Origin of the sequence: Pseudomonas sp. CCI1.1 (genome assembly GCF_034348165.1) — a bacterium.
In the GTDB taxonomy this organism is placed as follows: Bacteria; Pseudomonadota; Gammaproteobacteria; order Pseudomonadales; family Pseudomonadaceae; genus Aquipseudomonas; species Aquipseudomonas paracarnis.
This window is the reverse complement of sequence record NZ_CP133780.1, coordinates 5,867,874-5,890,125: the sequence shown is the minus strand read 5'-3', so window position 1 is coordinate 5,890,125 and position 22,252 is coordinate 5,867,874. Positions and strand designations below refer to the sequence as shown.

Annotated in this window: 16 protein-coding genes; 7 read left to right on the top strand and 9 right to left on the bottom strand. The window is 61.5% G+C overall.

Annotated elements, in window-relative coordinates; translation table 11 throughout:
* Nucleotides 1-74: 74 nt before the first annotated feature.
* From RHM69_RS26650 to RHM69_RS26620, 7 genes are all read left to right on the top strand, one after another.
* Nucleotides 75-1,241, top strand: a complete 1,167-nt coding sequence (locus RHM69_RS26650) for an efflux RND transporter periplasmic adaptor subunit (protein ID WP_137270404.1) — start codon at nt 75-77, stop codon at nt 1,239-1,241.
* Entirely contained in the window at nt 1,238-4,333 is a 3,096-nt protein-coding gene (locus RHM69_RS26645; protein ID WP_197865379.1) for a multidrug efflux RND transporter permease subunit, read from the top strand. Before RHM69_RS26650 ends, RHM69_RS26645 begins: the two co-directional genes overlap by 4 nt.
* Before the next feature lie 7 nt (nt 4,334-4,340).
* Nucleotides 4,341-5,033, top strand: a complete 693-nt coding sequence (locus RHM69_RS26640; RefSeq protein WP_014716981.1) for a heavy metal response regulator transcription factor — start codon at nt 4,341-4,343, stop codon at nt 5,031-5,033.
* Complete coding sequence (locus RHM69_RS26635; RefSeq protein WP_014716980.1) at nt 5,023-6,387, top strand: heavy metal sensor histidine kinase; 1,365 nt, start codon at nt 5,023-5,025, stop codon at nt 6,385-6,387. The genes RHM69_RS26640 and RHM69_RS26635 overlap by 11 nt, the downstream gene beginning before the upstream one ends.
* Nucleotides 6,388-7,127: 740 nt before the next feature.
* Entirely contained in the window at nt 7,128-8,549 is a 1,422-nt protein-coding gene (ltrA, locus tag RHM69_RS26630) for a group II intron reverse transcriptase/maturase (protein WP_011805433.1), read from the top strand.
* Between the two features lie 138 nt (nt 8,550-8,687).
* Nucleotides 8,688-10,010, top strand: coding sequence for an OprD family porin (locus tag RHM69_RS26625; RefSeq protein WP_137270408.1), 1,323 nt, complete (start codon nt 8,688-8,690; stop codon nt 10,008-10,010).
* Nucleotides 10,011-10,109: 99 nt separating this feature from the next.
* The gene (locus RHM69_RS26620) at nt 10,110-11,606 is read left to right on the top strand and encodes a sensor domain-containing diguanylate cyclase (protein WP_014716978.1); all 1,497 of its coding nucleotides are present in this window, start codon (nt 10,110-10,112) and stop codon (nt 11,604-11,606) included.
* A 173-nt stretch (nt 11,607-11,779) separates the two neighbouring features.
* Here the strand turns inward: RHM69_RS26620 and lpxC are convergent, their stop codons facing one another.
* The 9 genes from lpxC to murD all read right to left on the bottom strand — a co-directional run bounded on the left by lpxC (nt 11,780) and on the right by murD (nt 22,248).
* Entirely contained in the window at nt 11,780-12,691 is a 912-nt protein-coding gene (gene lpxC / locus RHM69_RS26615) for a UDP-3-O-acyl-N-acetylglucosamine deacetylase (RefSeq protein WP_003171886.1), read from the bottom strand.
* Between the two features lie 112 nt (nt 12,692-12,803).
* Complete coding sequence (gene ftsZ / locus RHM69_RS26610; protein ID WP_060766552.1) at nt 12,804-14,000, bottom strand: cell division protein FtsZ; 1,197 nt, start codon at nt 13,998-14,000, stop codon at nt 12,804-12,806.
* Between the two features lie 75 nt (nt 14,001-14,075).
* Nucleotides 14,076-15,338, bottom strand: coding sequence for a cell division protein FtsA (ftsA, locus tag RHM69_RS26605; protein ID WP_014716976.1), 1,263 nt, complete (start codon nt 15,336-15,338; stop codon nt 14,076-14,078).
* A 15-nt stretch (nt 15,339-15,353) separates the two neighbouring features.
* Complete coding sequence (locus RHM69_RS26600) at nt 15,354-16,223, bottom strand: cell division protein FtsQ/DivIB (protein WP_019816943.1); 870 nt, start codon at nt 16,221-16,223, stop codon at nt 15,354-15,356.
* A gap of 4 nt (nt 16,224-16,227) precedes the next feature.
* The gene (locus RHM69_RS26595) at nt 16,228-17,184 is read right to left on the bottom strand and encodes a D-alanine--D-alanine ligase (RefSeq protein WP_014716974.1); all 957 of its coding nucleotides are present in this window, start codon (nt 17,182-17,184) and stop codon (nt 16,228-16,230) included.
* Complete coding sequence (murC, locus tag RHM69_RS26590) at nt 17,181-18,629, bottom strand: UDP-N-acetylmuramate--L-alanine ligase (RefSeq protein ID WP_003188677.1); 1,449 nt, start codon at nt 18,627-18,629, stop codon at nt 17,181-17,183. The genes RHM69_RS26595 and murC overlap by 4 nt, the downstream gene beginning before the upstream one ends.
* Nucleotides 18,622-19,692: an undecaprenyldiphospho-muramoylpentapeptide beta-N-acetylglucosaminyltransferase gene (gene murG, locus RHM69_RS26585; protein ID WP_014716973.1), complete on the bottom strand. Its 1,071-nt coding sequence runs from the start codon at nt 19,690-19,692 to the stop codon at nt 18,622-18,624. Before murG ends, murC begins: the two co-directional genes overlap by 8 nt.
* The gene (gene ftsW, locus RHM69_RS26580; RefSeq protein WP_003188673.1) at nt 19,682-20,905 is read right to left on the bottom strand and encodes a putative lipid II flippase FtsW; all 1,224 of its coding nucleotides are present in this window, start codon (nt 20,903-20,905) and stop codon (nt 19,682-19,684) included. Before ftsW ends, murG begins: the two co-directional genes overlap by 11 nt.
* Nucleotides 20,902-22,248: a UDP-N-acetylmuramoyl-L-alanine--D-glutamate ligase gene (gene murD, locus RHM69_RS26575; RefSeq protein ID WP_014716972.1), complete on the bottom strand. Its 1,347-nt coding sequence runs from the start codon at nt 22,246-22,248 to the stop codon at nt 20,902-20,904. Before murD ends, ftsW begins: the two co-directional genes overlap by 4 nt.
* Nucleotides 22,249-22,252: the final 4 nt, after the last annotated feature.

Genomic DNA, 22,252 nt, shown 5'->3' with positions numbered 1-22,252 from the left:
GCTATAAAGCAGCTACCCAACCTTCAACTGGCAGCTTGCGGCTTAAAGCGTGCAACTGCGTCCCGGCGCCTCCCATGCAGATAAAACGAAACACGGCCCTGATGGTGGGCGTCCTCTTGATACTAGCGGTGGCCGCCTTGGCCGTAACACGGCCTGCCAAGCCCCGGCTGGCTGCGCCCACAGCGATCCCGGTACGGGTGGTGAGCGTCGCGCAACAGGACGTTCCCAGGTTCATCAGCGGCATCGGCTCAGTGCTGTCGTTGCACAGTGTGGTGATTCGCCCGCAGATCGACGGCATCCTCACCCAGTTGCTGGTCAAGGAGGGCCAATCGGTGAAGGCCGGCGACTTGCTGGCGACCATCGATGACCGTTCGATCCGCGCCAGCCTCGACCAGGCCAGGGCGCAATTGGGCGAAAGCCAGGCGCAGTTGCAAGTGGCGTTGGTCAATCTCAAGCGCTACAAAGCGCTGAGCATCGACGACGGCGTGTCCAAACAGACCTATGACCAGCAACAGGCGCTGGTCAACCAGCTCAAGGCCACTGCGCAAGGTAATCAAGCGGCCATTGATGCAGCTCAGGTACAACTTTCCTATACCCAGATTCGCTCCCCGGTCAGCGGCCGCGTGGGCATCCGTAACGTGGACGAAGGCAACTTCCTGCGCATGAGCGATACCCAGGGGCTGTTTACCGTCACCCAGCTCGACCCGATTGCCGTTGAGTTCTCCCTGCCACAACAGATGCTGCCGACCTTGCAGGGCCTGATTGCCGCCCCCACCCGGGCCACCGTCGACGCCTACCTGGGCGCCGACACCGACAACCAGACCGGCGACCTGCTCGGCGAAGGCCACCTGAGCCTGATCGACAACCAGATCAGTTCCACCACCGGCACCCTGCGGGCCAAGGCCGAGTTCAGCAACCCGGCGCATAAGCTATGGCCGGGGCAACTGGTGACCATCAAGGTCCAGACGGCCCTCGACAAGAACGCCCTGGTGGTACCGCCGACCGTGGTGCAGCGCGGGCTGGACTCACATTTCGTGTACCGCGTAAGCGCTGACAAAGTCGAGGTGGTGCCGGTGCAAGTCGCCTACCAGAACAGCGACATCAATATCATCAAAGGCGTGCAGGCCGGCGATGTGCTGGTCAGCGATGGGCAATCGCGGCTCAAGGCCGGTGCGCAGGTGGAGGTGCTCAAGGAGCCGCCGCAAGTGATCCACACCGCCAACGCCCAGGTGCAACCATGAGTGCAAGCCGGTCGCCCTCGGCCTGGTGCGTTGACCACCCGGTCGCCACCCTGTTGCTGACCTTCGCCCTGGTGTTGCTGGGGATTATTGCCTTCCCGAACCTGGCCGTCGCGCCACTGCCGGAAGCGGAATTCCCGACCATCCAGGTCACCGCGCAACTGCCCGGCGCCAGCCCGGACACCATGGCCTCATCGGTGGCCACGCCTCTTGAGGTGCAGTTCAGTGCCATCCCCGGCATGACCCAGATGACCTCCAGCAGCGCCTTGGGCTCCAGCCTCTTGACCCTGCAGTTCACCCTGGAAAAAAGCATCGACACCGCCGCCCAGGAAGTCCAGGCCGCGATCAACACCGCGTCCGGCAAGTTGCCCAGCGACATGCCGAGCTTGCCCACCTGGAGGAAGGTCAACCCGGCGGACAGCCCGGTGTTGATCCTCAGCGTCAGTTCCAGCAGCATGCCCAGCACCGAGCTGAGCGACTACGTGGAAACCCTGCTGGCGCGCCAGATCAGCCAGATCGACGGCGTCGGCCAGATCAACATCACCGGCCAGCAACGCCCGGCGATTCGCGTGCAAGCGGCACCCGACAAGCTCGCGGCCATCGGCCTGACGCTCGCCGACATACGCCTGGCCATCCAGCAGTCGAGCCTGAACCTGGCCAAGGGCGCGATCTATGGCGAAAACAGCGTGTCCACCCTGTCGACCAACGACCAACTGTTTCATCCGGAGGAATACGGCCAACTGATCGTTTCCTACAAGAACGGTGCGCCGGTTCAACTGCGCGATATCGCCAAGGTCATCAACGGCTCGGAAAACGCCTACGTGCAAGCCTGGTCCGGCGATACGCCAGGGGTGAACCTGGTGATTTCACGCCAGCCTGGCGCCAACATCGTCGACACCGTCGACCGCATCCAGGCCGAGTTGCCGCGCCTGCAAGGCATGTTGCCAGCCTCGGTGCAGGTCAGCGTGTTGACCGATCGCACCAAGACTATCCGCGCCTCACTGCATGAAGTGGAAATGACCCTGCTGATCGCCATCCTGCTGGTGGTGGCGGTGATGGCATTGTTCCTGCGTCAACTGTCGGCGACGCTGATTGTGTCTGCGGTATTGGGTGTGTCGCTGGTAGCCAGTTTCGCCCTGATGTATGTGATGGGGTTCAGCCTGAACAACCTGACCCTGGTGGCCATCGTGATCGCCGTGGGCTTTGTGGTGGACGATGCGATTGTGGTGGTGGAGAACATTCATCGGCACTTGGAAGCCGGCTTGGGCAAACGTGAAGCGGCGATCAAGGGCTCCGGCGAAATTGGCTTTACCGTAGTGTCCATCAGTTTCTCGCTGGTGGCGGCGTTTATTCCGCTGCTGTTCATGGGCGGCGTGGTCGGGCGGTTGTTCAAGGAGTTTGCGTTGACGGCCACCGCGACCATTCTGATTTCAGTGGTGGTTTCGCTGACATTGGCCCCGACGCTGGCCGCCTTGTTCATGCGTGCCCCTACCCACCCTGCCCACGCCAAACCCAGCTTCAGCGAACGCCTGCTGGCCGGCTATGCGCGCAACCTGCGCCGGGCCTTGGCGCACCAACGCAGCATGGCCGCGATCTTCGTGGTAACCCTGGCCCTGGCGGTGGTCGGCTATGTGTTCATTCCCAAGGGATTCTTCCCGGTGCAGGACACCGGTTTCGTGCTCGGCACCAGCGAAGCGGCGGCCGACGTGTCGTACAAGGACATGGTCGGCAAGCACAAGGCTCTGGCCGAGATCGTCAAGGCCGACCCGGCGGTGCAGGCGTTTTCCCATTCGGTGGGCGTTACCGGCAGCAACCAGACCATCGCCAACGGCCGCTTCTGGATCGCCTTGAAAGACCGCAGTGAGCGCGATGTGTCCGCCAGCCAGTTCATCGACCGCATCCGCCCACAACTGGCGAAGGTGCCTGGCATCGTGCTGTACCTGCGCGCCGGCCAGGACATCAACCTGAGCTCCGGCCCCAGCCGCGCCCAGTACCAATACGTGCTCAAGAGCAACGACGGCCCGACGCTGAACACCTGGACCCAGCGTCTCACCGAAAAACTGCGCGCCAACCCGGCGTTTCGCGACCTGTCCAACGACCTGCAACTGGGCGGCAGCATCACCCATATCAGCATCGACCGCCAGGCCGCCGCACGTTTCGGGCTGACCGCCACCGATGTCGACCAGGCGTTGTACGACGCCTTCGGCCAGCGCCAGATCAACGAGTTCCAGACCGAGATCAACCAGTACCAAGTGATACTTGAACTGGACAGCCAACAGCGCGGCAAGGCCGAAAGCCTCGACTACTTTTACCTGCGCTCGCCATTGACCAACGAGATGGTGCCGTTGTCGGCCTTGGCCAAAGTCGACCCGCCCACGGTCGGGCCGTTGTCCATCAGCCATGACGGCATGTTCCCTGCTGCCAACCTGTCATTCAACCTGGCGCCCGGCGTGGCCCTGGGCGATGCAGTGATCATGCTCGACCAGGCCAAAAACGAAATCGGGATGCCGAGCACAATCATCGGCAACTTCCAGGGTGCGGCCCAGGCGTTCCAGAGCTCGCTGGCCAGCCAACCCTGGCTGATCCTCGCGGCGCTGGTGGCGGTCTACATTATTCTGGGTGTGCTGTACGAGAGTTTTGTGCACCCGCTGACGATCATTTCCACCCTGCCCTCGGCGGGCCTCGGTGCGCTGGTCATGCTGTGGCTGCTGGGCCAGGACTTTTCGATCATGGCCTTGATCGGCCTGGTGCTGCTGATCGGCATCGTGAAGAAAAACGGTATCTTGATGATCGACTTCGCCCTGGAGGCGCAGCGGGTACGCGGGCTGCCACCCGAAGATGCGATTTATGAAGCCTGCGTGACACGGTTCCGGCCGATCATCATGACCACCCTTGCCGCGTTGCTCGGCGCCGTGCCGTTGATGCTCGGCGCAGGCCCTGGGGCGGAACTGCGCCAGCCGCTGGGCATCGCGGTGGTCGGTGGCTTGTTGGTGAGCCAGGCGCTGACGCTGTTCACCACGCCGGTCATATACTTGTACCTTGAACGTTTTTTCCACAGGCCCAAACCAGCGCTGACGCTGGCGACCACACACTGAGGCGGTCATGCGCGTCCTGATTATTGAAGATGAAGAAAAAACCGCGGACTACCTGCACCGCGGCCTGACCGAGCAAGGCTACACCGTCGATGTGGCCCGGGAAGGTATCGAGGGCCTGCACCTGGCGCTGGAAAACGATTACGCCGTGATCGTGCTCGACGTGATGCTGCCCGGCCTGGATGGCTTCGGTGTGTTGCGTGCCTTACGCGCCCGCAAGCAGACGCCGGTGATCATGCTCACCGCTCGCGAGCGCGTTGAAGACCGCATCCGCGGCCTGCGCGAAGGCGCCGACGATTACCTGGGCAAGCCGTTTTCGTTCCTGGAACTGGTGGCCCGCCTGCAAGCCCTGACCCGCCGCAGCGGCGGCCATGAACCGGTGCAGGTCACCGTTGCCGACCTGTGGATCGACCTGATCAGCCGCAAGGCCAGCCGCAACGGTGTACGCCTGGACCTGACCGCCAAGGAGTTCTCGCTGCTCAGCGTATTGGCGCGACGCCAGGGCGAGATCCTGTCCAAGACCGCGATTGCCGAGATGGTCTGGGACATCAATTTCGACAGCGATGCCAACGTGGTGGAAGTGGCGATCAAGCGTCTGCGCGCCAAGCTCGACGGGCCGTTCGAACACAAGCTGCTGCACACCATTCGTGGCATGGGCTATGTGCTGGAAAACCGCATGCAGGAAAACCACAGTGGTCGCTAATTCCATCGCCCTGCGCCTGAGTGGCATGTTCACCCTGGTGGCGCTGCTGATCTTTCTGTTAATCGGCGGCGCGCTGTACCAGCAGGTCGACCGTGGCCTGGGGCTGTTGCCAGGTGCCGAGTTGGATGCGCGCTACAGCGTGCTGGAATCGTCGATCAATCGCTTCGGCACGCCGGAACATTGGGCCAAGATCAGGTCCAAGCTCAAGCTGTTGGGGGAAGAAGACAAGCGCATCCGTTTCTGGGTGGTCAGCAGCGACCCGAGCTACGAATACGGTGAGCCGGACGCGCAGATTCGCGCCTTTGCCGAAGGCGCCACAGGTAAGCGCGACCTGCGCCTGCCGGGTCACGATTATCCCTTCAAGGTGCTGGTCAGCCAATTTGCAGCCAAGGACCAGCGCCCGGCGTTGCGCTTTATGATTGCCATCGACACGGAGAACTTCCGCGCCACCCAGCATCACTTGCTGGTGGCGTTGATCAGCCTCGCGCTGGTGGGTGTAATACTGGCGGCAGTGCTGGGGTTCTGGGTCGCGCGTATCGGCCTCAAGCCCTTGGGCAAACTCTCGGATGAAGCGCAAAAGCTTGCGCCGCCGAAACTCTCCGGGCGCCTGCAATTGTCACCCTTACCGCCCGAGCTGAGCCAATTCGTCAATTCATTCAACGCCACCCTCGACCGGGTTGAACAGGCGTATTCGCGCTTGGAATCGTTCAACGCCGACGTTGCCCATGAACTGCGCTCGCCGCTCACCAACCTGATCGGCCAGACCCAAGTCGCGCTGACACGCGGGCGTTCGGCCGAACACTATTTTGAGGTGCTGCAATCGAACCTGGAGGAGCTGGAACGGCTGCGCTCGATCATCAACGACATGCTGTTCCTTGCCAGCGCCGATCAGGGCAGCAAAGCCACCAAGCTGATCGAATGCTCCCTGGCCGATGAAGTGGCCACCACCCTCGACTATCTGGATTTTATCCTCGAAGACGCCCAGGTTCAGGTGCGCGTGGACGGCGATGCCCTGGTGCAGATCGAAAAAGCCCACCTGCGGCGTGCGCTGATCAACCTGCTGAGCAATGCCGTGCAACACACCGCACCCGGACAGATTATCGACGTGCATATCCAGGTGCAGGAGAAGCAGGTGGCAATCGGCGTGACCAACCCCGGCGACGCGATTGCCAGCGAACACTTGCCACGCCTGTTCGAACGCTTCTATCGGGTGGATGCCTCGCGCAGCAACAGCGGGGCCAATCACGGGTTGGGGCTGGCGATCGTCAAGGCGATTGCGTTGATGCATGGCGGGGATGTGTTTGTGCGCAGCGAAGGCGGTGGCAATACGTTTGGTATCACCCTGCCGATCTAAACAACTCGGTCAAAATGTGGGAGCTGGCTTGCCTGCGATAGCATCACCACGGTAGGCCTGGCATACCGAGGTGTCTGCATCGCAGGCAAGCCAGCTCCCACAGAAGATCCCATGGCCCTCACTGTTGCGATTTGGGCAATAGTTATTATCTTGTTACACTCTGTATCGCACCGCTCCCCTGCGTTACTTTGACGCATCGATGAGCGCGACGGCAAAGACAGCTGACCACTCACCCGAATTTCCCTCGACTTATTTCCAGGGCTCTACACTGGGAATCTGTCTTAAAGCCGCTGACTTCAGCGGCTTTTTTTTGGTGCGCCAGGCATGGCGCGTTGCGCGCAAGCGCAACCAGCTTGGCTGTGGTGGCCACGCTGGTGACTGGGAGGTGAAAGTCCTCTACACACCCGGCAAGGGGAAGTGTTAGCCAGAGGCAAGGGTGTCGCGGGTGACTGCGAATCTGAAGGAAGCCCGAGGCAAAATGCTGGCCTGACGAACAGGAAGCGGATAGAGGCGGCGCAGCGGGGTAAGAAGGCCAAAATCTTCAAAGCCCAATACTTGCACGGAACGCTGTGACGTAGATCCGACAGGCATAAGCAGGAAGGTCGCGCGAATTACCCTGGGAGATCTGCACGTTTGCCAGTGTGCTACCGAGCGTCGAGAGGCGATGGGATGAGCGTGCAGAAGTCAGCCGAAGCCGTAGTAAGTGGCGAATAACCGCGCCACCAAGGGCCGAACAGGTTATGCCGCCAGTAGGCGTCAGAGTCTCGTTGAATACCGAAATGCAGAAATTTCTCCAAGAGAAGACTGTGACTCCGAGTCCCGGACAGAATCCGAGGATGACGGCTGACAGCGCAAAGGTATCGACGGCATCTGTGACGTGGACGAACGCGGAGCCGGACACGCTGATGGCGCGGGTGCTTGCACCGGCCAACCTCAGACGTGCGTATCAGCGCGTGGTCAGCAACAAGGGCGCGCCGGGTGCCGATGGCATGACGGTCGACGACTTGGCGGACTACGTGAATCAGTATTGGCCGATCCTCCAGAGGAGGTTGCTGGCCGGCGAATACCACCCGCAAGGTGTACGCGCCGTCGACATCCCCAAACCCAAAGGCGGCACCCGACAACTGGGCATTCCCTGCGTCGTGGATCGCCTGATCCAACAGGCACTGCTGCAACAGCTCACGCCGATCTTCGACCCGCTGTTTTCGGATTACAGCTACGGCTTCCGTCCGGGCAGAAGCGCCCACCAAGCCATCGAGACAGCCCGCGCCCATGTGGCGGCAGGGCATCGCTGGTGCGTGGAACTCGATCTTGAGAAATTCTTTGACCGGGTCAACCACGATCTCCTGATGGCGTACGTGGCGCGCCAAATCGTAGATAAACGCGTGCTCAGACTGATCCGGCGGTACCTCCAAGCCGGTGAGATGTCGGGTGGGATCGCCAGCCGACGGCAGGAAGGGACGCCGCAAGGCGGCCCGCTCTCGCCGTTGCTGTCGAACATCCTGCTCAACGAACTCGACCGCGAGCTGGAACGGCGGGGTCATCGCTTCGTGCGTTATGCCGACGATGCGAACATCTATGTGCGCAGCCCTCGTGCTGGCGAACGAGTGATGGCCAGTGTTGAGCGCTTCCTGAATCAGCGCCTGAAACTAACGCTGAATCGGGATAAGAGCCGAGTAGCCGGGTCTTGGATGTGTGATTACTTGGGTTACGGGATGAGCTGGCATCAGCAACCGAGACTGAGAGTGGCGACGATGAGCCTGGGTCGCTTGCGCGACCGGCTCAGAGAGCTGCTACGTAAAGCGCGGGGCCACAAGGTGGCGACTGTCATCGAGCGGATAAACCCCGTGCTGCGCGGATGGGCGGGCTACTTCAAGCTGAGCCAGAGCAGACGGCCACTTGAGGAATTGGACGGCTGGGTGCGTCACAAGCTTCGCTGTATCGTCTGGCGTCAATGGAAGCGGCCCTCTACGAGGGCGCGCAACTTGATACGCTTGGGACTTAATGCGGCGCGGGCGTGGAAATCGGCAGTCAATGGCCGAGGCCCATGGTGGAACTCGGGAGCGCCCCATATGAATCAGGCGTTGCCGAAGAAGCTGTGGGACCGCCTCGGGCTGGTCTCGATACTGGATACGATAAACCGACTTAACCGTATAACCTGAACCGCCGTATACGGAACCGTACGTACGGTGGTGTGAGAGGACGGCGGATGTGAATCCGCCTCCTACTCGATCCGTGAAAAAAGGCCGGGCACACCCCACGACACTGGCCGTTCATGATTGACCAAAGGAGCTCCACCGGTGAAGAACTCGCTGACGTTCACCCCGTTATTCCTCGCAATCGCAGCAACGATCATCCCCCTTGCCCACGCGGCAGACGCCCCGCCCGTCGAAGGCTTCGTCGAGGGTTCACACCTCACGATCAACACCCGCAACTACTACATGAACCGCGACCGGCGCGATATTCATACCGATGACAGCAAAGAGTGGGGTCAGGGTTTTATCGGCACCTTCGAATCCGGCTACACCCAGGGCACCGTCGGTTTCGGCCTGGACGTCAATGCCATGTTCGGCCTCAAGCTCGACGGCGGTGGCGGTACGGATGGTTCCAGCATCCTTCCGTATGGCAGCGGCAACGGCAAAGCGCCGGGTTCGTTCTCGACGGCTGGCGGCACCTTGAAGCTGCGCGCCTTCGACACCGAACTGAAAGCCGGCGACCTGTTCCTCAACAACCCGGTGATCGCCGGCGGCATGACACGCATGTTGCCGCAGACTTTCCGTGGCGTGAGCCTGACCAACCACAGCTTTGACGGCTGGATGTTCGAAGGTGGCCAGGCCAGTTTCACCAAGCTCTATAACCAGAGCGGCCATCGGCGTATTGGTACCAGCTACGGCACGCTGCCCGCCAACACCGACAGCCAGCACCTGGACTGGGCTGGCGTGTCGTTCAGCGGGATCGAGGGGCTGACCAGCAACCTGTACGCGTCCGAGCTCAAGGACGTCTGGCACCAGTATTACTACGACCTGGAATACACCTACGCCCTGAACGACCTGGTCAGCCTGACGCCCGGCCTGCACTACTACCATACCCAGGACACCGGTCAATCGCTGCTGGGGGATATCGACAACAACACCTACAGCCTGCATTTCACCTTGGGCGTGGGTAACCACAGCGTCACAGCGACTTATCAGCGGGTCAATGGCAACACGCCGTTCGATTACATCACCCAGGGCGACAGCGTGTACCTGGACAACTCCCAGCAGTACTCGGATTTCAACGGGCCCAATGAGCGCTCCTGGAAGCTCAAGTACGCCTACGACTTTGCCGGCCTCGGCGTGCCCGGCCTGACGTCCGCCGTGTCCTACATCAGCGGCAAGACCGACCTGACCAAGGTCGACCCCAACAGTCGCGGCTACAGCAACTGGTACAGCGCCGATGGCAAGGATGCCAAGCACTGGGAGCGCGATATCGACCTGAAATATGTGGTGCAGGGCGGCAAGGCCAAGGACTTGGCCGTGCGCCTGCAATGGGCGACCAATCGCGGCAGCAATGGCTACTCGGCGGTGGACCGGGATGTGGATGAATACCGTGTGATCGTGGACTACCCGATCAACGTGTTCTGAGTACAGGTAGGAGCGAGCTTGCTCGCTCCAGGTTGGCTTTGCGCCATATTTAAGAGTTGCTACTACGCTAAGGGCATTCTCAATGCAGAAGTGTGCCCGATGAGTTCAAGCCCTACCCGCCCCAACCGCCGCCCGGAGCGCCTGCTGATCCTGGGCAGCACCCTCACGGTGTTGCTGATCGTGGGGGTCGTCACTGCGCTGCTGATTCGTGAACATGCCAACACCCTCCAGACGGCCAAGCGCACCGCCAACACCATCACTCAATTGATCGACGCTGACGTGCTGCGCAATGTCGAACTTTACGACATGGCCCTCAAAGGCTTGATCAGCGCCACCGAGCGCACCGACCTGCAAGACGTTTCAGAGAGCATCCGTCATTTGGTGCTGTTCGATCGTTCCGCAGCGGCGCCCTACAAGGGCGATATCCTGCTGTTGGACCCGGCTGGCGAGGTGATTGCCGATTCCTCCCTGCTCACGCCCAAACTGGGTAACTTTGCCGACCGGGACTACTTTCGGGCGCACCGCACCAACCCCGACCTGGGCCTGTATATCAGCCGTCCGTTCATGGCGCGCTGCCAGTGTGCCGACCCCTGGCGCATCGCGTTCAGCCGTCGCGTTTCGTCACCGGATGGGCGCTTCCTGGGAGTGGCGGTCGCGTCCATGCGCCTGTCGTACTTTCATCAGTTGTTCAGCAGCTTGAACATCGGCAGCAACAGCACCATCAACCTGCTCAACCACCAAGGCATCCTGCTGGCGCAAGAGCCTCTGCTGGAAGCAGATATCGTCGACAAGGACCTGAGCCAGCGCCCGAATGTGGCGCGCATGCTGCGCGAACGGGACGGCAGCTTCCAAAGTATCTCCAGTGTCGATCGCCAGGCACGGCTCTACAGTTTTTCGAATGTGGGCAACTTGCCGCTGATCGTGGCAGTGGCCTTGTCCAGCAATGAAATGTTCGCCCCCTGGCGACGTGCGGCGTGGCTGGTCAGCATCGCGACCGGAGTGTTGTGCGTGGGCCTGTTGTGGCTGACCTGGGCACTGTGCATGGAGCTGCGCCGTCGCCATCGCGCCGAACAGGTGCTGTCAGAACTGGCAGCCACCGACGCCCTTACCGGCCTGGCCAACCGCCGCACGCTGGACGAACGCTTGCGGCTGGAATGGGACCGGGCACAACGCTCCATCGAGTCGTTGAGTGTGCTGATGATCGATGTGGACCACTTCAAGGCCTTCAACGACCGCCACGGCCACCAGGGCGGCGATGAGGCGTTGCGCGCAGTCGCGCAGGTGATCGCCAGCCATATCCGCCGCCCTGCCGATCTGGCGGCGCGTTATGGCGGTGAAGAGTTCGCGGTGGTGTTACCCAATACCGACGCCAAGGGGGCGTGGGTGATCGCCGAGCATATCCGCAAGGGTGTCCAGCACTTGCCGCGCAAGGCCGGGGATGAGCAACCAATCACGGTGAGCATCGGCATGAGTACTTGGCAAAAGCACAGCCGTATTTCCCTTGAAGACCTGCTGCTCAAGGCTGACCAGGCGTTGTATCAGGCCAAGCACAGCGGCCGTAACCGGATAGTGGATGTTTCAAAGACCTCAAACTGATGAGGTCAGGTGTGGGAGCTGGCTTGCCTGCGATGGCGGTGGGGCAGCTATCTATAAGCTAACTGGCCGGCCGCTATCGCAGGCAAGCCAGCTCCCACATTTGGATATTCGTCAGGCATAAAAAAAGGCCACCCGAAGGCAGCCTTTCAAAACTAAAGAAAGAGAGTTGTTACTTACACCGCCGCAACGGGACGCATGTAAGAGATCGGTGCGGTGCTGGCATCTTCGAAGGTCACGACTTCCCAAGCGTCTGTCTGCTCAATCAACTTGCGCAGCAGCTGGTTGTTAAGGGCGTGGCCCGACTTGAAGCCTTTGAACTCGCCTATCAGGCTATTGCCCAGCAGGTAGAGGTCACCGATTGCATCGAGGATCTTGTGCTTCACGAATTCGTCTTCGTAGCGAAGGCCGTCTTCGTTCAGTACACCATCCGCGTCGACCACAATGGCGTTTTCCACGCTGCCGCCGAGTGCGAGGTTGTGCTTGCGCAGGTACTCGATGTCACTCATGAAACCAAAGGTACGGGCGCGGCTGACTTCTTTTACAAACGAAGTGCTGGAAAAATCCACGCTTGCACTTTGGGTGCGGTCACGGAATACCGGGTGATCGAAATCGATCTCAAAGCTCACTTTAAAGCCTTCGAACGGGACGAAGGTGGCGCGCTTGTCGCCGTCTTCTACTGTCACTTCCCGCAGAATGCGAATGAACTTCTTGGCTGCGTCCTGTTCTTCCAGGCCGGCAGATTGAATCAAGAATACGAAGGGTCCAGCGCTGCCATCCATGATCGGGACTTCGGACGCGGAGAGCTCGACGTAGGCGTTATCGATGCCCAGGCCAGCCATGGCCGAGAGCAAGTGCTCCACCGTGTCCACTTTGACGTCACCGTTGACCAGAGTGGTCGACATCGTGGTTTCGCCAACGTTTTCCGCGCGAGCAGGAATCTGCACCACAGGGTCCAGGTCGGCACGAACAAACACGATGCCGGTGTCGACAGGTGCGGGCTTGAGGGTCAGGTATACCTTCTCCCCGGAGTGCAGACCTACACCTGTGGCACGGATAATATTCTTCAGGGTGCGTTGTTTAATCATGGCTTGGACCGCTTCAGCGCAAATTGCGAACTGGTATCAACAAAGGCTGGCGATAATAACAGACCAGACCTTTGCTGAACACCAATCACCTTCATAGCCCTGATACATTCCATTAATCGGCCTGACGACGCAGGAATGCCGGGATGTCCAGGTAGTCCAGGTCATCTTGCGGATTCGGGCTACGGGACGCCGCAGCACCGGCCTGAGCCTGGTTGCGCATCACGGTCGGACGGTCCAGATCACGGTAGTTCACCGACGGCAGTTCCTGGCGAGCAGGGGCTGGGACAGCAGTTGCCTGGCTGGCCTGGCTAGTGTGCAGGGTGTTGTCGATGACCTTTACAGGCTTCTCGATTTTCGCACCCAGGCCGGTCGCAACCACGGTTACATGCAGTTCGTCGCGCATGTCCGGATCGATAACGGTACCCACCTTGACCATGGCGTGCTCGGACGCGAAGGCTTCGATGATGCTACCCACGTCGGAGTACTCACCCAGGGACAGGTCGGGACCGGCGGTGATGTTCACCAGGATGCCGCGTGCGCCTTGCAGGTTCACGTCTTCGAGCAACGGGTTGCGGATGGCCGCTTCGGTGGCCTCGCGTGCACGGTTCGGACCGCTGGCGCAGCCAGTGCCCATCATCGCCATGCCCATTTCGCTCATGACCGTACGAACGTCGGCAAAGTCGACGTTGATCATGCCCGGACGCTTGATGATGTCGGAGATACCGCGAACGGCACCGGCCAGTACATCGTCAGCCTTGGCGAACGCAGACAGCAGGCTTGCGTCCTTGCCCAGGATGGTCAGCAGTTTCTCGTTGGGGATGGTGATCAACGAGTCGACGCTTTCAGACAGCAGACGGATACCTTCGTCGGCGATCTGCATGCGCTTGCGGCCTTCGAACGGGAACGGACGCGTCACGACAGCAACGGTCAGAATCCCCATTTCCTTGGCCACTTCGGCAATGATCGGTGCAGCACCGGTACCGGTACCGCCGCCCATGCCGGTGGTGATGAACACCATGTTGGTGCCTTGCAGCACTTCGGCAATACGCTCGCGGTCTTCCAGGGCGGCTTGACGGCCGACTTCCGGATTGGCGCCAGCGCCGAGGCCTTTGGTCACCGCGGTGCCCAATTGCAGGATGGTCCGCGCGCCGATGCTTTTGAGCGCCTGGGCATCAGTGTTGGCGCAGATGAACTCAACGCCTTCAATGTTGCTCTTGACCATGTGGTTGACAGCGTTGCCGCCGCCACCGCCGACACCGATTACTTTGATAACCGGGCTAGCGGGGATGTTGTCTACGAGTTCGAACATGTTCCCTCTCCTTTCATTTTCTCTAGTTTTTTCGCCTACTGCTTGCTGCGGGTGTTGCGGTGTCGCGGTAAATCTTTAGAAATTGCCTTGTACCCAGCTTTTGATCCGGTCCAGCAGCGGCGCTTTCTCATCGTCATCGCTGCGGTAGCTGTCACGGATGCTCGGGCCCGACAGGGAAATGCCGTCGGTCTGCTTTTGCAGCCCGTACAACAGCAAGCCCACACCGGTGGAATAAATCGGGTTGCGCACCACGTCGCCCAGGCCCTTCACGCCATGGGGCACGCCCAGGCGCACCGGCATGTGGAAGATCTCTTCGGCCAACTCGACCGCGCCTTCCATCTTCGAGGTACCACCGGTCAGCACGATGCCGGCCGGGATCAAATCTTCGTAGCCGCTGCGGCGCAGTTCAGCCTGAATCAGGGTGAACAGCTCGTCGTAGCGTGGCTCGACCACTTCGGCCAGGGCCTGGCGCGACAGCTCGCGGGGTGGACGATCACCCACGCTTGGCACCTTGATGGTCTCACCGGCACCGGCCAGCTTGGCCAGGGCGCAGGCGTAGCGGATCTTGATTTCTTCGGCGTACTGGGTCGGTGTGCGCAACGCCATGGCGATGTCGTTGGTGACCTGGTCGCCGGCAATCGGGATCACGGCGGTGTGACGAATCGCACCCTCGGTGAAGATCGCGATGTCGGTGGTGCCGCCGCCGATGTCCACCAGGCACACGCCCAGCTCTTTTTCGTCGTCGGTCAGTACCGAGTAGGCCGAGGCCAACTGCTCGAGAATGATGTCGTCGATTTCCAGGCCGCAGCGGCGCACGCATTTTTCAATGTTCTGTGCGGCGTTGACGGCGCAGGTCACCACGTGAACCTTGGCTTCCAGGCGAACGCCCGACATGCCCAGGGGCTCGCGCACGCCTTCCTGGTTGTCGATCACGTAGTCCTGCGGCAGGGTGTGCAGCACGCGCTGGTCCGCCGGGATCGCCACGGCCTGGGCGGCGTCGAGGACGCGCTCAAGGTCGGCCGAGCTGACTTCACGGTCGCGGATCGCCACGATGCCGTGGGAGTTCAGGCTACGGATGTGGTTGCCCGCCACGCCGACGAACGCCGAGTGAATCCGGCAACCGGCCATCAGCTGCGCTTCTTCGATAGCGCGCTGGATCGACTGCACGGTGGACTCGATGTTCACCACCACGCCCTTCTTCAGGCCCCGGGACGGATGCGTGCCAATACCGACGATTTCGATCGCGCCGTCTTCCCCGACCTCGCCCACCAGCGCCACCACCTTGGAGGTGCCGATATCGAGACCGACGATCATTTTGCCGCTTTGCACGTTTGCCATGGGTCCTGCCTCTTCTTAATTCTTCGCGACAGCGGGTTGTGCTGCCGTGGGCGCAGCCGGTGTACGCCAGCCGACGGCCAGGCCGTTGGCGTAACGCAGGTCGACGCTCGCAATGTTCGTAATCTGTTCTTTCAAGGTTTTTTCATAGATGGCAATAAAGCGGCGCATCTTTTCCACCAAGCGGTCGCGTCCCAGCAACAACTCGATGCCCGGGCCGGAACTGCCTGCCCCGGTCGTCAAAAACCAGCTGCCCCGCTCACGCAATTCCAGGCGTGCAATGGAGAAGCCCAGTGGCCGCAGCATCTGGCTCAAGGCCTGGTACTGCTGCATCACTTGCTGCTGCGCCCGCTGCGGCCCGAACAGCTGCGGCAGGTGTTCATAATTGGCCAGCTCACGCGGGGTGAACGCCTGGCCCTGGTTGTTCAACAGCGCTTCATCGCCCCAACGGGCCACGGGCAGTTGTTCTTCCAGGCGGATCGTGACCTGGTCCGGCCATACACGGCGAACTTCGGCGTGGGCGATCCACGGCATCTGTTCCAGCTCCGAGCGCATGCCAGCCAAGTCGATGGTAAAGAAGCTCGCCGCCAGGTATGGGCCGATGCGCTGCTGTACCGCTTGCTGGCTGATGTAGCTCAAGTCGCCCTGCACGCTGATCTTGGTGATCGGCCGGTCGGCATACGGCAACAGACGCTGCGCGCCTTCGTACGTGCCAAAGCCCAGCACCACCAGCAGCACCGGCCAGAACAGCGCCTTGATAAAACCAAAGTTGGCTTTTGGCAGACGCGCCGACATCGGCTCTTTAGCCACCATTCGGCTTGCACCCCGTGGCACCGGCTTGCGGCTCGGTGCTTGTGGGGGCTGATGACGAAGCGATGCGCCGTTCATGTGTTTAGCCTCTTGGCTCAATGCTGTCGGCCAGGATCGCCAGCACTAACTGCTGGAAATCCAGACCGGCGGCACGGGCAGCCATGGGAACCAGGCTGTGATCGGTCATGCCCGGTGCGGTGTTGACTTCAAGGAACCAGAAATTCCCTTGGTCATCCTGCATCACGTCTGCCCGCGCCCAACCGGCGATACCCAGCGCCTCACAGGCTTTCGCCGTGAGGTCCATCAATTCTTGTTCCTTGGTTGCTTCGAGGCCGCATGGGATCCGGTACTGAGTATCGGAAGCCAGGTACTTGGCGTCGTAGTCATAAAAGGTGTGGGGCGTGCCCAAAGCGATGGGCGGCAATACCTGGCCACGCAGGGTGGCGATGGTGTACTCGGGACCGGAAATCCACTGTTCCACCAACACTTGCGAATCGTAGGTACTTGCCGCTTTCCATGCGTCGATCAATTCGGCGGCCGAGTTCACTTTGGCCATGCCGATACTGGAGCCTTCATGGGCTGGTTTGACGATCAAAGGCAGGCCCAGTTCCTTGGCCGCAGAAATACAATCGTCTTCACTGCACAGTACGGCGTGACGTGGGGTCGGAATGCCCAGGCTGTGCCACACCTGCTTGGTGCGCAACTTGTCCATCGCCAAGGCCGATGCGAGGATGCCGCTGCCGGTGTAAGGGATGCCGGCGCATTCGAGCAGGCCCTGCATGCTGCCGTCCTCACCGCCGCGGCCGTGAAGAATGAGAAAGGCGCGGTCGATTTTTTCAGCCTGCAGACGGGCAAGGAAGTCATCGCCCACATCGATACCGAAGGCATTCACGCCAGCACTTTGCAGCGCCTCAAGCACCGCATTGCCGGACTTGAGCGACACTTCGCGCTCAGCGCTCTTGCCGCCGAACAACACGGCCACGCGACCGAAGTCGGCAGGCGCAAGGGTGGAAAACAGGGAGCCGTAATCAGTGGTCATTTCGACTTCCCCTTGGCGGCGGCTGCAAACAGCGGGCTCGCCAGCAACTTGGGCGCAAGGCCACCGATATCACCGGCGCCCTGGCACAGCAGGATGTCGCCGGCGCGCAGCAGCGGCTTGACGATAGGCGCCAGGTCCACGCCACGCTCGATGTAGATCGGGTCCAACTGGCCGCGCTGGCGAATGCTGTTGCACAGCTTGCGGCTGTCAGCGCCCGGGATCGGTTCTTCACCGGCCGGGTAGACTTCCATCAGCAGCAGCACGTTGGCATCGGCCAGTACATTGACGAAATCGTCGTACAGGTCGCGGGTGCGGCTGTAGCGGTGCGGCTGGTACACCATCACCAGCCGGCGCTCCGGCCAGCCACCGCGCACGGCCTTGATAACGGCCGCAACTTCGGTCGGGTGGTGCCCGTAGTCGTCCACCAGCATCACGTCACCACCTTCAACCGGCAGTTGGCCGTAGACCTGGAAGCGACGGCCCACACCGGCAAAGCGCGACAGGCCCTCGACGATGGCTTCATCGCTGACGCCTTCATCGGTGGCAATGCAGATGGTCGCCAAAGAGTTCAGCACGTTGTGGTTGCCCGGCATGTTCACCGACACGTCCAGCGGCTCGCGATCGGGGCGCAGCACGGTGAAGAAGGTTTGCATGCCTTCCTGGCGCACATTGATTGCGCGCACGTCGGCGTCTTCGCTGAAGCCGTAGGTCACGGTAGGGCGTTTGACCTGGGGCAGGATTTCACGCACTACCGGGTCGTCCAGGCACACCACGGCCAGACCGTAGAACGGCAAGTTGTGCAGGAAGTCGACGAAGGTTTTCTTCAATTTGTTGAAGTCACCGTCGTAGGTCGCCATGTGGTCTTCGTCGATGTTGGTGACGACGGCGACCAGCGGTTGCAGGTGCAGGAAGCTCGCATCACTTTCATCGGCTTCGGCGATCAGGTAGCGGCTGGTGCCGAGCTGGGCATTGGTGCCAGCTGCATTCAGGCGGCCACCGATGACGAAGGTCGGGTCCAGGCCACCGGCGGCGAACACCGAGGCGATCAGGCTGGTGGTGGTGGTCTTGCCATGGGTACCGGCAACGGCGATGCCGTGGCGATAGCGCATCAGCTCGGCGAGCATCTCGGCACGCGGCACCACAGGGATACGGCGCTCAAGGGCGGTGGCCACTTCCGGGTTGGAGGTGTTCACGGCGCTGGACACCACCAGCACGTCAGCCTCGGCGGCGTTCTCGGCACGGTGGCCGATGAAGATCTGTGCGCCAAAGGACTTCAGGCGCTCGGTGACCGGCGACTCTTTCAAGTCCGAGCCGGACACCTGGTAGCCCAGGTTCAGCAACACTTCGGCAATCCCGCACATGCCCACGCCACCGATACCGACGAAGTGAATACGACGGATGCGGCGCATCTCGGGTTGCGGCATGGCTTTCTGATTCTCAACCATGGGCCACCTCCAGGCAGATATCGACCACGGTGCGGGTTGCGTCAGGTTTGGCCAGGCGGCTTGCGGTGCTCGCCATGCTGTTGAGTCGTTCCGGTTGCATCAAAACCTCGGTCAGGCGTGCGGCCAAATCGGCGGCGCCAGTCGTTCTTTGCGGCAGCAGGAAGGCAGCGCCCTCCCCGGCCAAATATTCGGCGTTGCGGGTCTGGTGATCGTCGATGGCGTGGGGCAAAGGCACCAGCAAGGACGGCAGACCGGCGGCCGCCAGTTCACTGACGGTCAGCGCACCAGCGCGGCAGACCACCAGGTCGGCCCAGCCATAGGCTTGGGCCATGTCTTTGATGAAGGGCTGTACATTGGCCTCTACACCGGCCTCGCGATAACGCGCGGCGGTGACTTCATCGTGGTTCTTGCCGGCCTGGTGGAAGATCTCCGGGCGCACATCCTCAGGAAGTTGCGCAACGGCTTCAGGCAGCAATTTATTCAGCGGCTCGGCGCCCAGGCTTCCGCCCAGGATCAGCAGGTGAGCCTTGCGCCCCGCCAGCGCGTCACGCGCAATGGCCATGAACAGTTCGGTACGCACCGGGTTACCGGTGGTGCGAAGCTTGTCGGAGGCGGCGAAGGTTTTCGGGAAGGCTTCACACACCCGCGCAGCCAACGGCACTAGCAGACGGTTGGCAGTACCGGCGACGGCGTTCTGTTCGTGAACGATCACCGGCACACCCGCGAGTTTCGCCGCAACACCACCAGGGCCGGTCACATAACCGCCAAAGCCGAGCACACACACCGGCTTCAACTCGCGAATGATCCTGCGCGCCTGCATGACCGCCTTGAGCAACACGAACGGTGCCTTGAGCAATGACAACTTGCTCTTGCCACGCAGGCCGGTGACGTTGATCAAATGCAGCGGCAAGCCGGCATTGGGCACCAAGTCGTTTTCGATGCCACGGGGCGTACCCAGCCAGTGCACGGTGTAGCCACGGTTCTGGAATTCACGGGCGCAAGCCAGGGCCGGGAACACATGGCCCCCGGTGCCGCCCGCCATGATCAGCACGTTAGCGCCCATGGGTCGGCTCCTCGGCGAAGTCGCTTTCGCTGAACTCCATCTCTTCGCTGCCCAGGTGGGTGCGACTCTCCCACTCGATACGCAGCAACAACCCGAGACAGGCGCAGCAAATCACCAACGAGCTGCCGCCGTAACTGAGGAACGGCAAGGTCAGGCCCTTGGTCGGCAGCAGGCCGACGTTCACGCCGATGTTGATCAGGAACTGGCCGATCCACAGGAAGGCCAATCCATAGGCAACGTAGGCGGCGAAGAACTGCTTGGCCTTCTCGGCCCACAAGCCGATGTACATGGCGCGCACGCAGACGAATACAAACAGAGCCACTGTGCACAGCGAGCCCACCACACCCAACTCTTCGGCCAATACCGAGAACACGAAGTCGGTGTGGGCTTCCGGCAGGTAGAACTGCTTCTGCACACTGTTGCCCAGGCCCACACCCAGCCACTCGCCGCGACCGAAGGCAATCAGCGCCTGGGTCAACTGGTAGCCGGAGCCGAACTGGTCGGACCAGGGGTCGGTAAAGGTGATCAAACGCGCCATCCGGTAGGGTTGCGCCTGCACCAGGATGGTCACCGCCGCGACGGCCAGCACCACCATCAAGGTGAAGCGGAACAGCCCGACACCACCCAGGAACAGCATCGCGGCGGCGGCGCCCATCATCACCACCGTGGCCCCGAAGTCGGGCTCCATCAGCAGCAGGCCAGCCATGGGCAGCAGCACGATGAACGGCTTGAAGAAGCCCATCCAGCTTTCGCGTACTTCTTTCTGACGGCGCACCAGGTAACCGGCGAGGTAGATCACCACGAACACTTTGGCAATTTCCGACGGCTGCACGTTGAACGCGCCGAAGCCGATCCAGCGCATCGAACCGTTCACCTCGCGGCCGATGCCGGGCACGATCACCATGACCAGCAAGCCGAACGCACCGATCAGCATCAGCCAACCCAGACGCTGCCAGGTAGCAATCGGAATCATCATGGTGACGATGCAGGCGCCCAGGCCGATCACCAGGTACACCAGGTGGCGGATCATCATGTACAGCGTGTTGCCCGACTGCACGGCGGCCACTTCGGAGGACGCCGAAGTGATCATCACCAGGCCCAGGCCGAGCAGCGCCAGGCAACCGGCGAGCATCGGGAAATCGAGGTCGATGCCGCGCCCGGTAATGATCGGCGACGGGTATGGCTTGATGATGTTTCTCAGGTTGAGGCTCATGCCAAAGCCTCCACGGCGCGGGCGAACAGTTGGCCGCGCTCTTCATAGTTCTTGAACATGTCGAAGCTGGCGCACGCGGGCGACAGCAACACCGCATCGCCAGGCTGGGCCAGGGCTTTGCACTGGGCAATGGCGTCGTCCAGGGAAGCTGCGCGTACTTGCGGTACAGCGTCACCGAGGGCGGCGGCGATCAGGTCCGAATCGCGGCCCATCAGCACCACGGCGCGGCAATGGGCGGCCACTGGAGTTTTGAGGTCCTTGAAGTCGGCACCCTTGCCATCACCACCGGCGATCAGCACCAGCTTGCCGTCGATATCGGCCCCCAGGCCTTCGATGGCCGCCAGGGCTGCACCGACATTGGTGGCTTTGGAGTCGTTGTAATAGCTGACGTCATTGAGGTCGCGCACCCACTGGCAGCGATGCTCAAGCCCGGCAAAGGTGCGCAGGCTCGCGAGCATGGCGTCGAACGGCAGGCCAACCGCGTGACCGAGCGCCAAGGCCGCCAGGGCATTGGACTGGTTGTGTGCGCCACGGATTTTCAGTTCGCGTACCGGCATCAGGTTCTGGAATTCGAACGCCAGGTACTTCTCGCCGTTCTCTTCACGAATGCCGAAGCCTTTGAAGTCCGGTTTGCCCAGGCCGAAGGTCCAGCAGGGCATGCCCTCGCCTATCAGCGGACGGCTCAGGGCATCCTGACGATTGACGACAAATTGCTTGGCGCCACGGAAGATCCGGTGCTTGGCCAGGTGATAAGCCGGCAGGCCGCTGTAGCGGTCCATATGGTCTTCGCTGACGTTCAATACCGTCGCCACTTCAGCGCCCAGGTCGTGGGTGGTTTCCAGCTGGAAGCTCGACAACTCCATCACGTACAACTCGACGTCGTCGCTGAGCAAATCCAGTGCCGGCACGCCAAGATTGCCGCCGACGGCCACACGCTTGCCCGCCGCAGCCGCCATCTCGCCGACCAGAGTGGTGACGGTGCTTTTGGCGTTGGAACCGCTGATGGCCACGATCGGCGCCTTCGCGTTGCGTGCGAACAGGTCGATATCGCCAGACAGCTTCACGCCACGGGCCGCAGCCGCTTGCAGGGCCGGTGTCGCCAGGGCCAGGCCCGGGCTCACGTAGAGCTCGTCGGCACGGCACAGAAACTCGACATCCAGCTCGCCACAACGCACTTCCACGTGCGGGTAGTCACGGCGCAGCGTGACCAGCTCCGGTGGATTTTCCCGCGTATCGGCCACGGCAAACGACGTGCCCCGGTTCGCCAGGAAGCGAACCAGGGACATGCCGCTCTTGCCGAGGCCGACAACGATGCGGAAGTGGTCTGAAGCGATCAGGGACACTCGT

Coding starts and splice junctions, on each gene's coding strand:
- RHM69_RS26650 (WP_137270404.1), top strand. CDS start 75: ATGCAGATAAAACGAAACACGGCCCTGATGGTGGGCGTCCTCTTGATA.
- RHM69_RS26645 (WP_197865379.1), top strand. CDS start 1,238: ATGAGTGCAAGCCGGTCGCCCTCGGCCTGGTGCGTTGACCACCCGGTC.
- RHM69_RS26640 (WP_014716981.1), top strand. CDS start 4,341: ATGCGCGTCCTGATTATTGAAGATGAAGAAAAAACCGCGGACTACCTG.
- ltrA (WP_011805433.1), top strand. CDS start 7,128: ATGCCGCCAGTAGGCGTCAGAGTCTCGTTGAATACCGAAATGCAGAAA.
- RHM69_RS26620 (WP_014716978.1), top strand. CDS start 10,110: ATGAGTTCAAGCCCTACCCGCCCCAACCGCCGCCCGGAGCGCCTGCTG.
- lpxC (WP_003171886.1), bottom strand. CDS start 12,691: ATGATTAAACAACGCACCCTGAAGAATATTATCCGTGCCACAGGTGTA.
- ftsZ (WP_060766552.1), bottom strand. CDS start 14,000: ATGTTCGAACTCGTAGACAACATCCCCGCTAGCCCGGTTATCAAAGTA.
- ftsA (WP_014716976.1), bottom strand. CDS start 15,338: ATGGCAAACGTGCAAAGCGGCAAAATGATCGTCGGTCTCGATATCGGC.
- RHM69_RS26600 (WP_019816943.1), bottom strand. CDS start 16,223: ATGAACGGCGCATCGCTTCGTCATCAGCCCCCACAAGCACCGAGCCGC.
- RHM69_RS26595 (WP_014716974.1), bottom strand. CDS start 17,184: ATGACCACTGATTACGGCTCCCTGTTTTCCACCCTTGCGCCTGCCGAC.
- murC (WP_003188677.1), bottom strand. CDS start 18,629: ATGGTTGAGAATCAGAAAGCCATGCCGCAACCCGAGATGCGCCGCATC.
- murG (WP_014716973.1), bottom strand. CDS start 19,692: ATGGGCGCTAACGTGCTGATCATGGCGGGCGGCACCGGGGGCCATGTG.
- ftsW (WP_003188673.1), bottom strand. CDS start 20,905: ATGAGCCTCAACCTGAGAAACATCATCAAGCCATACCCGTCGCCGATC.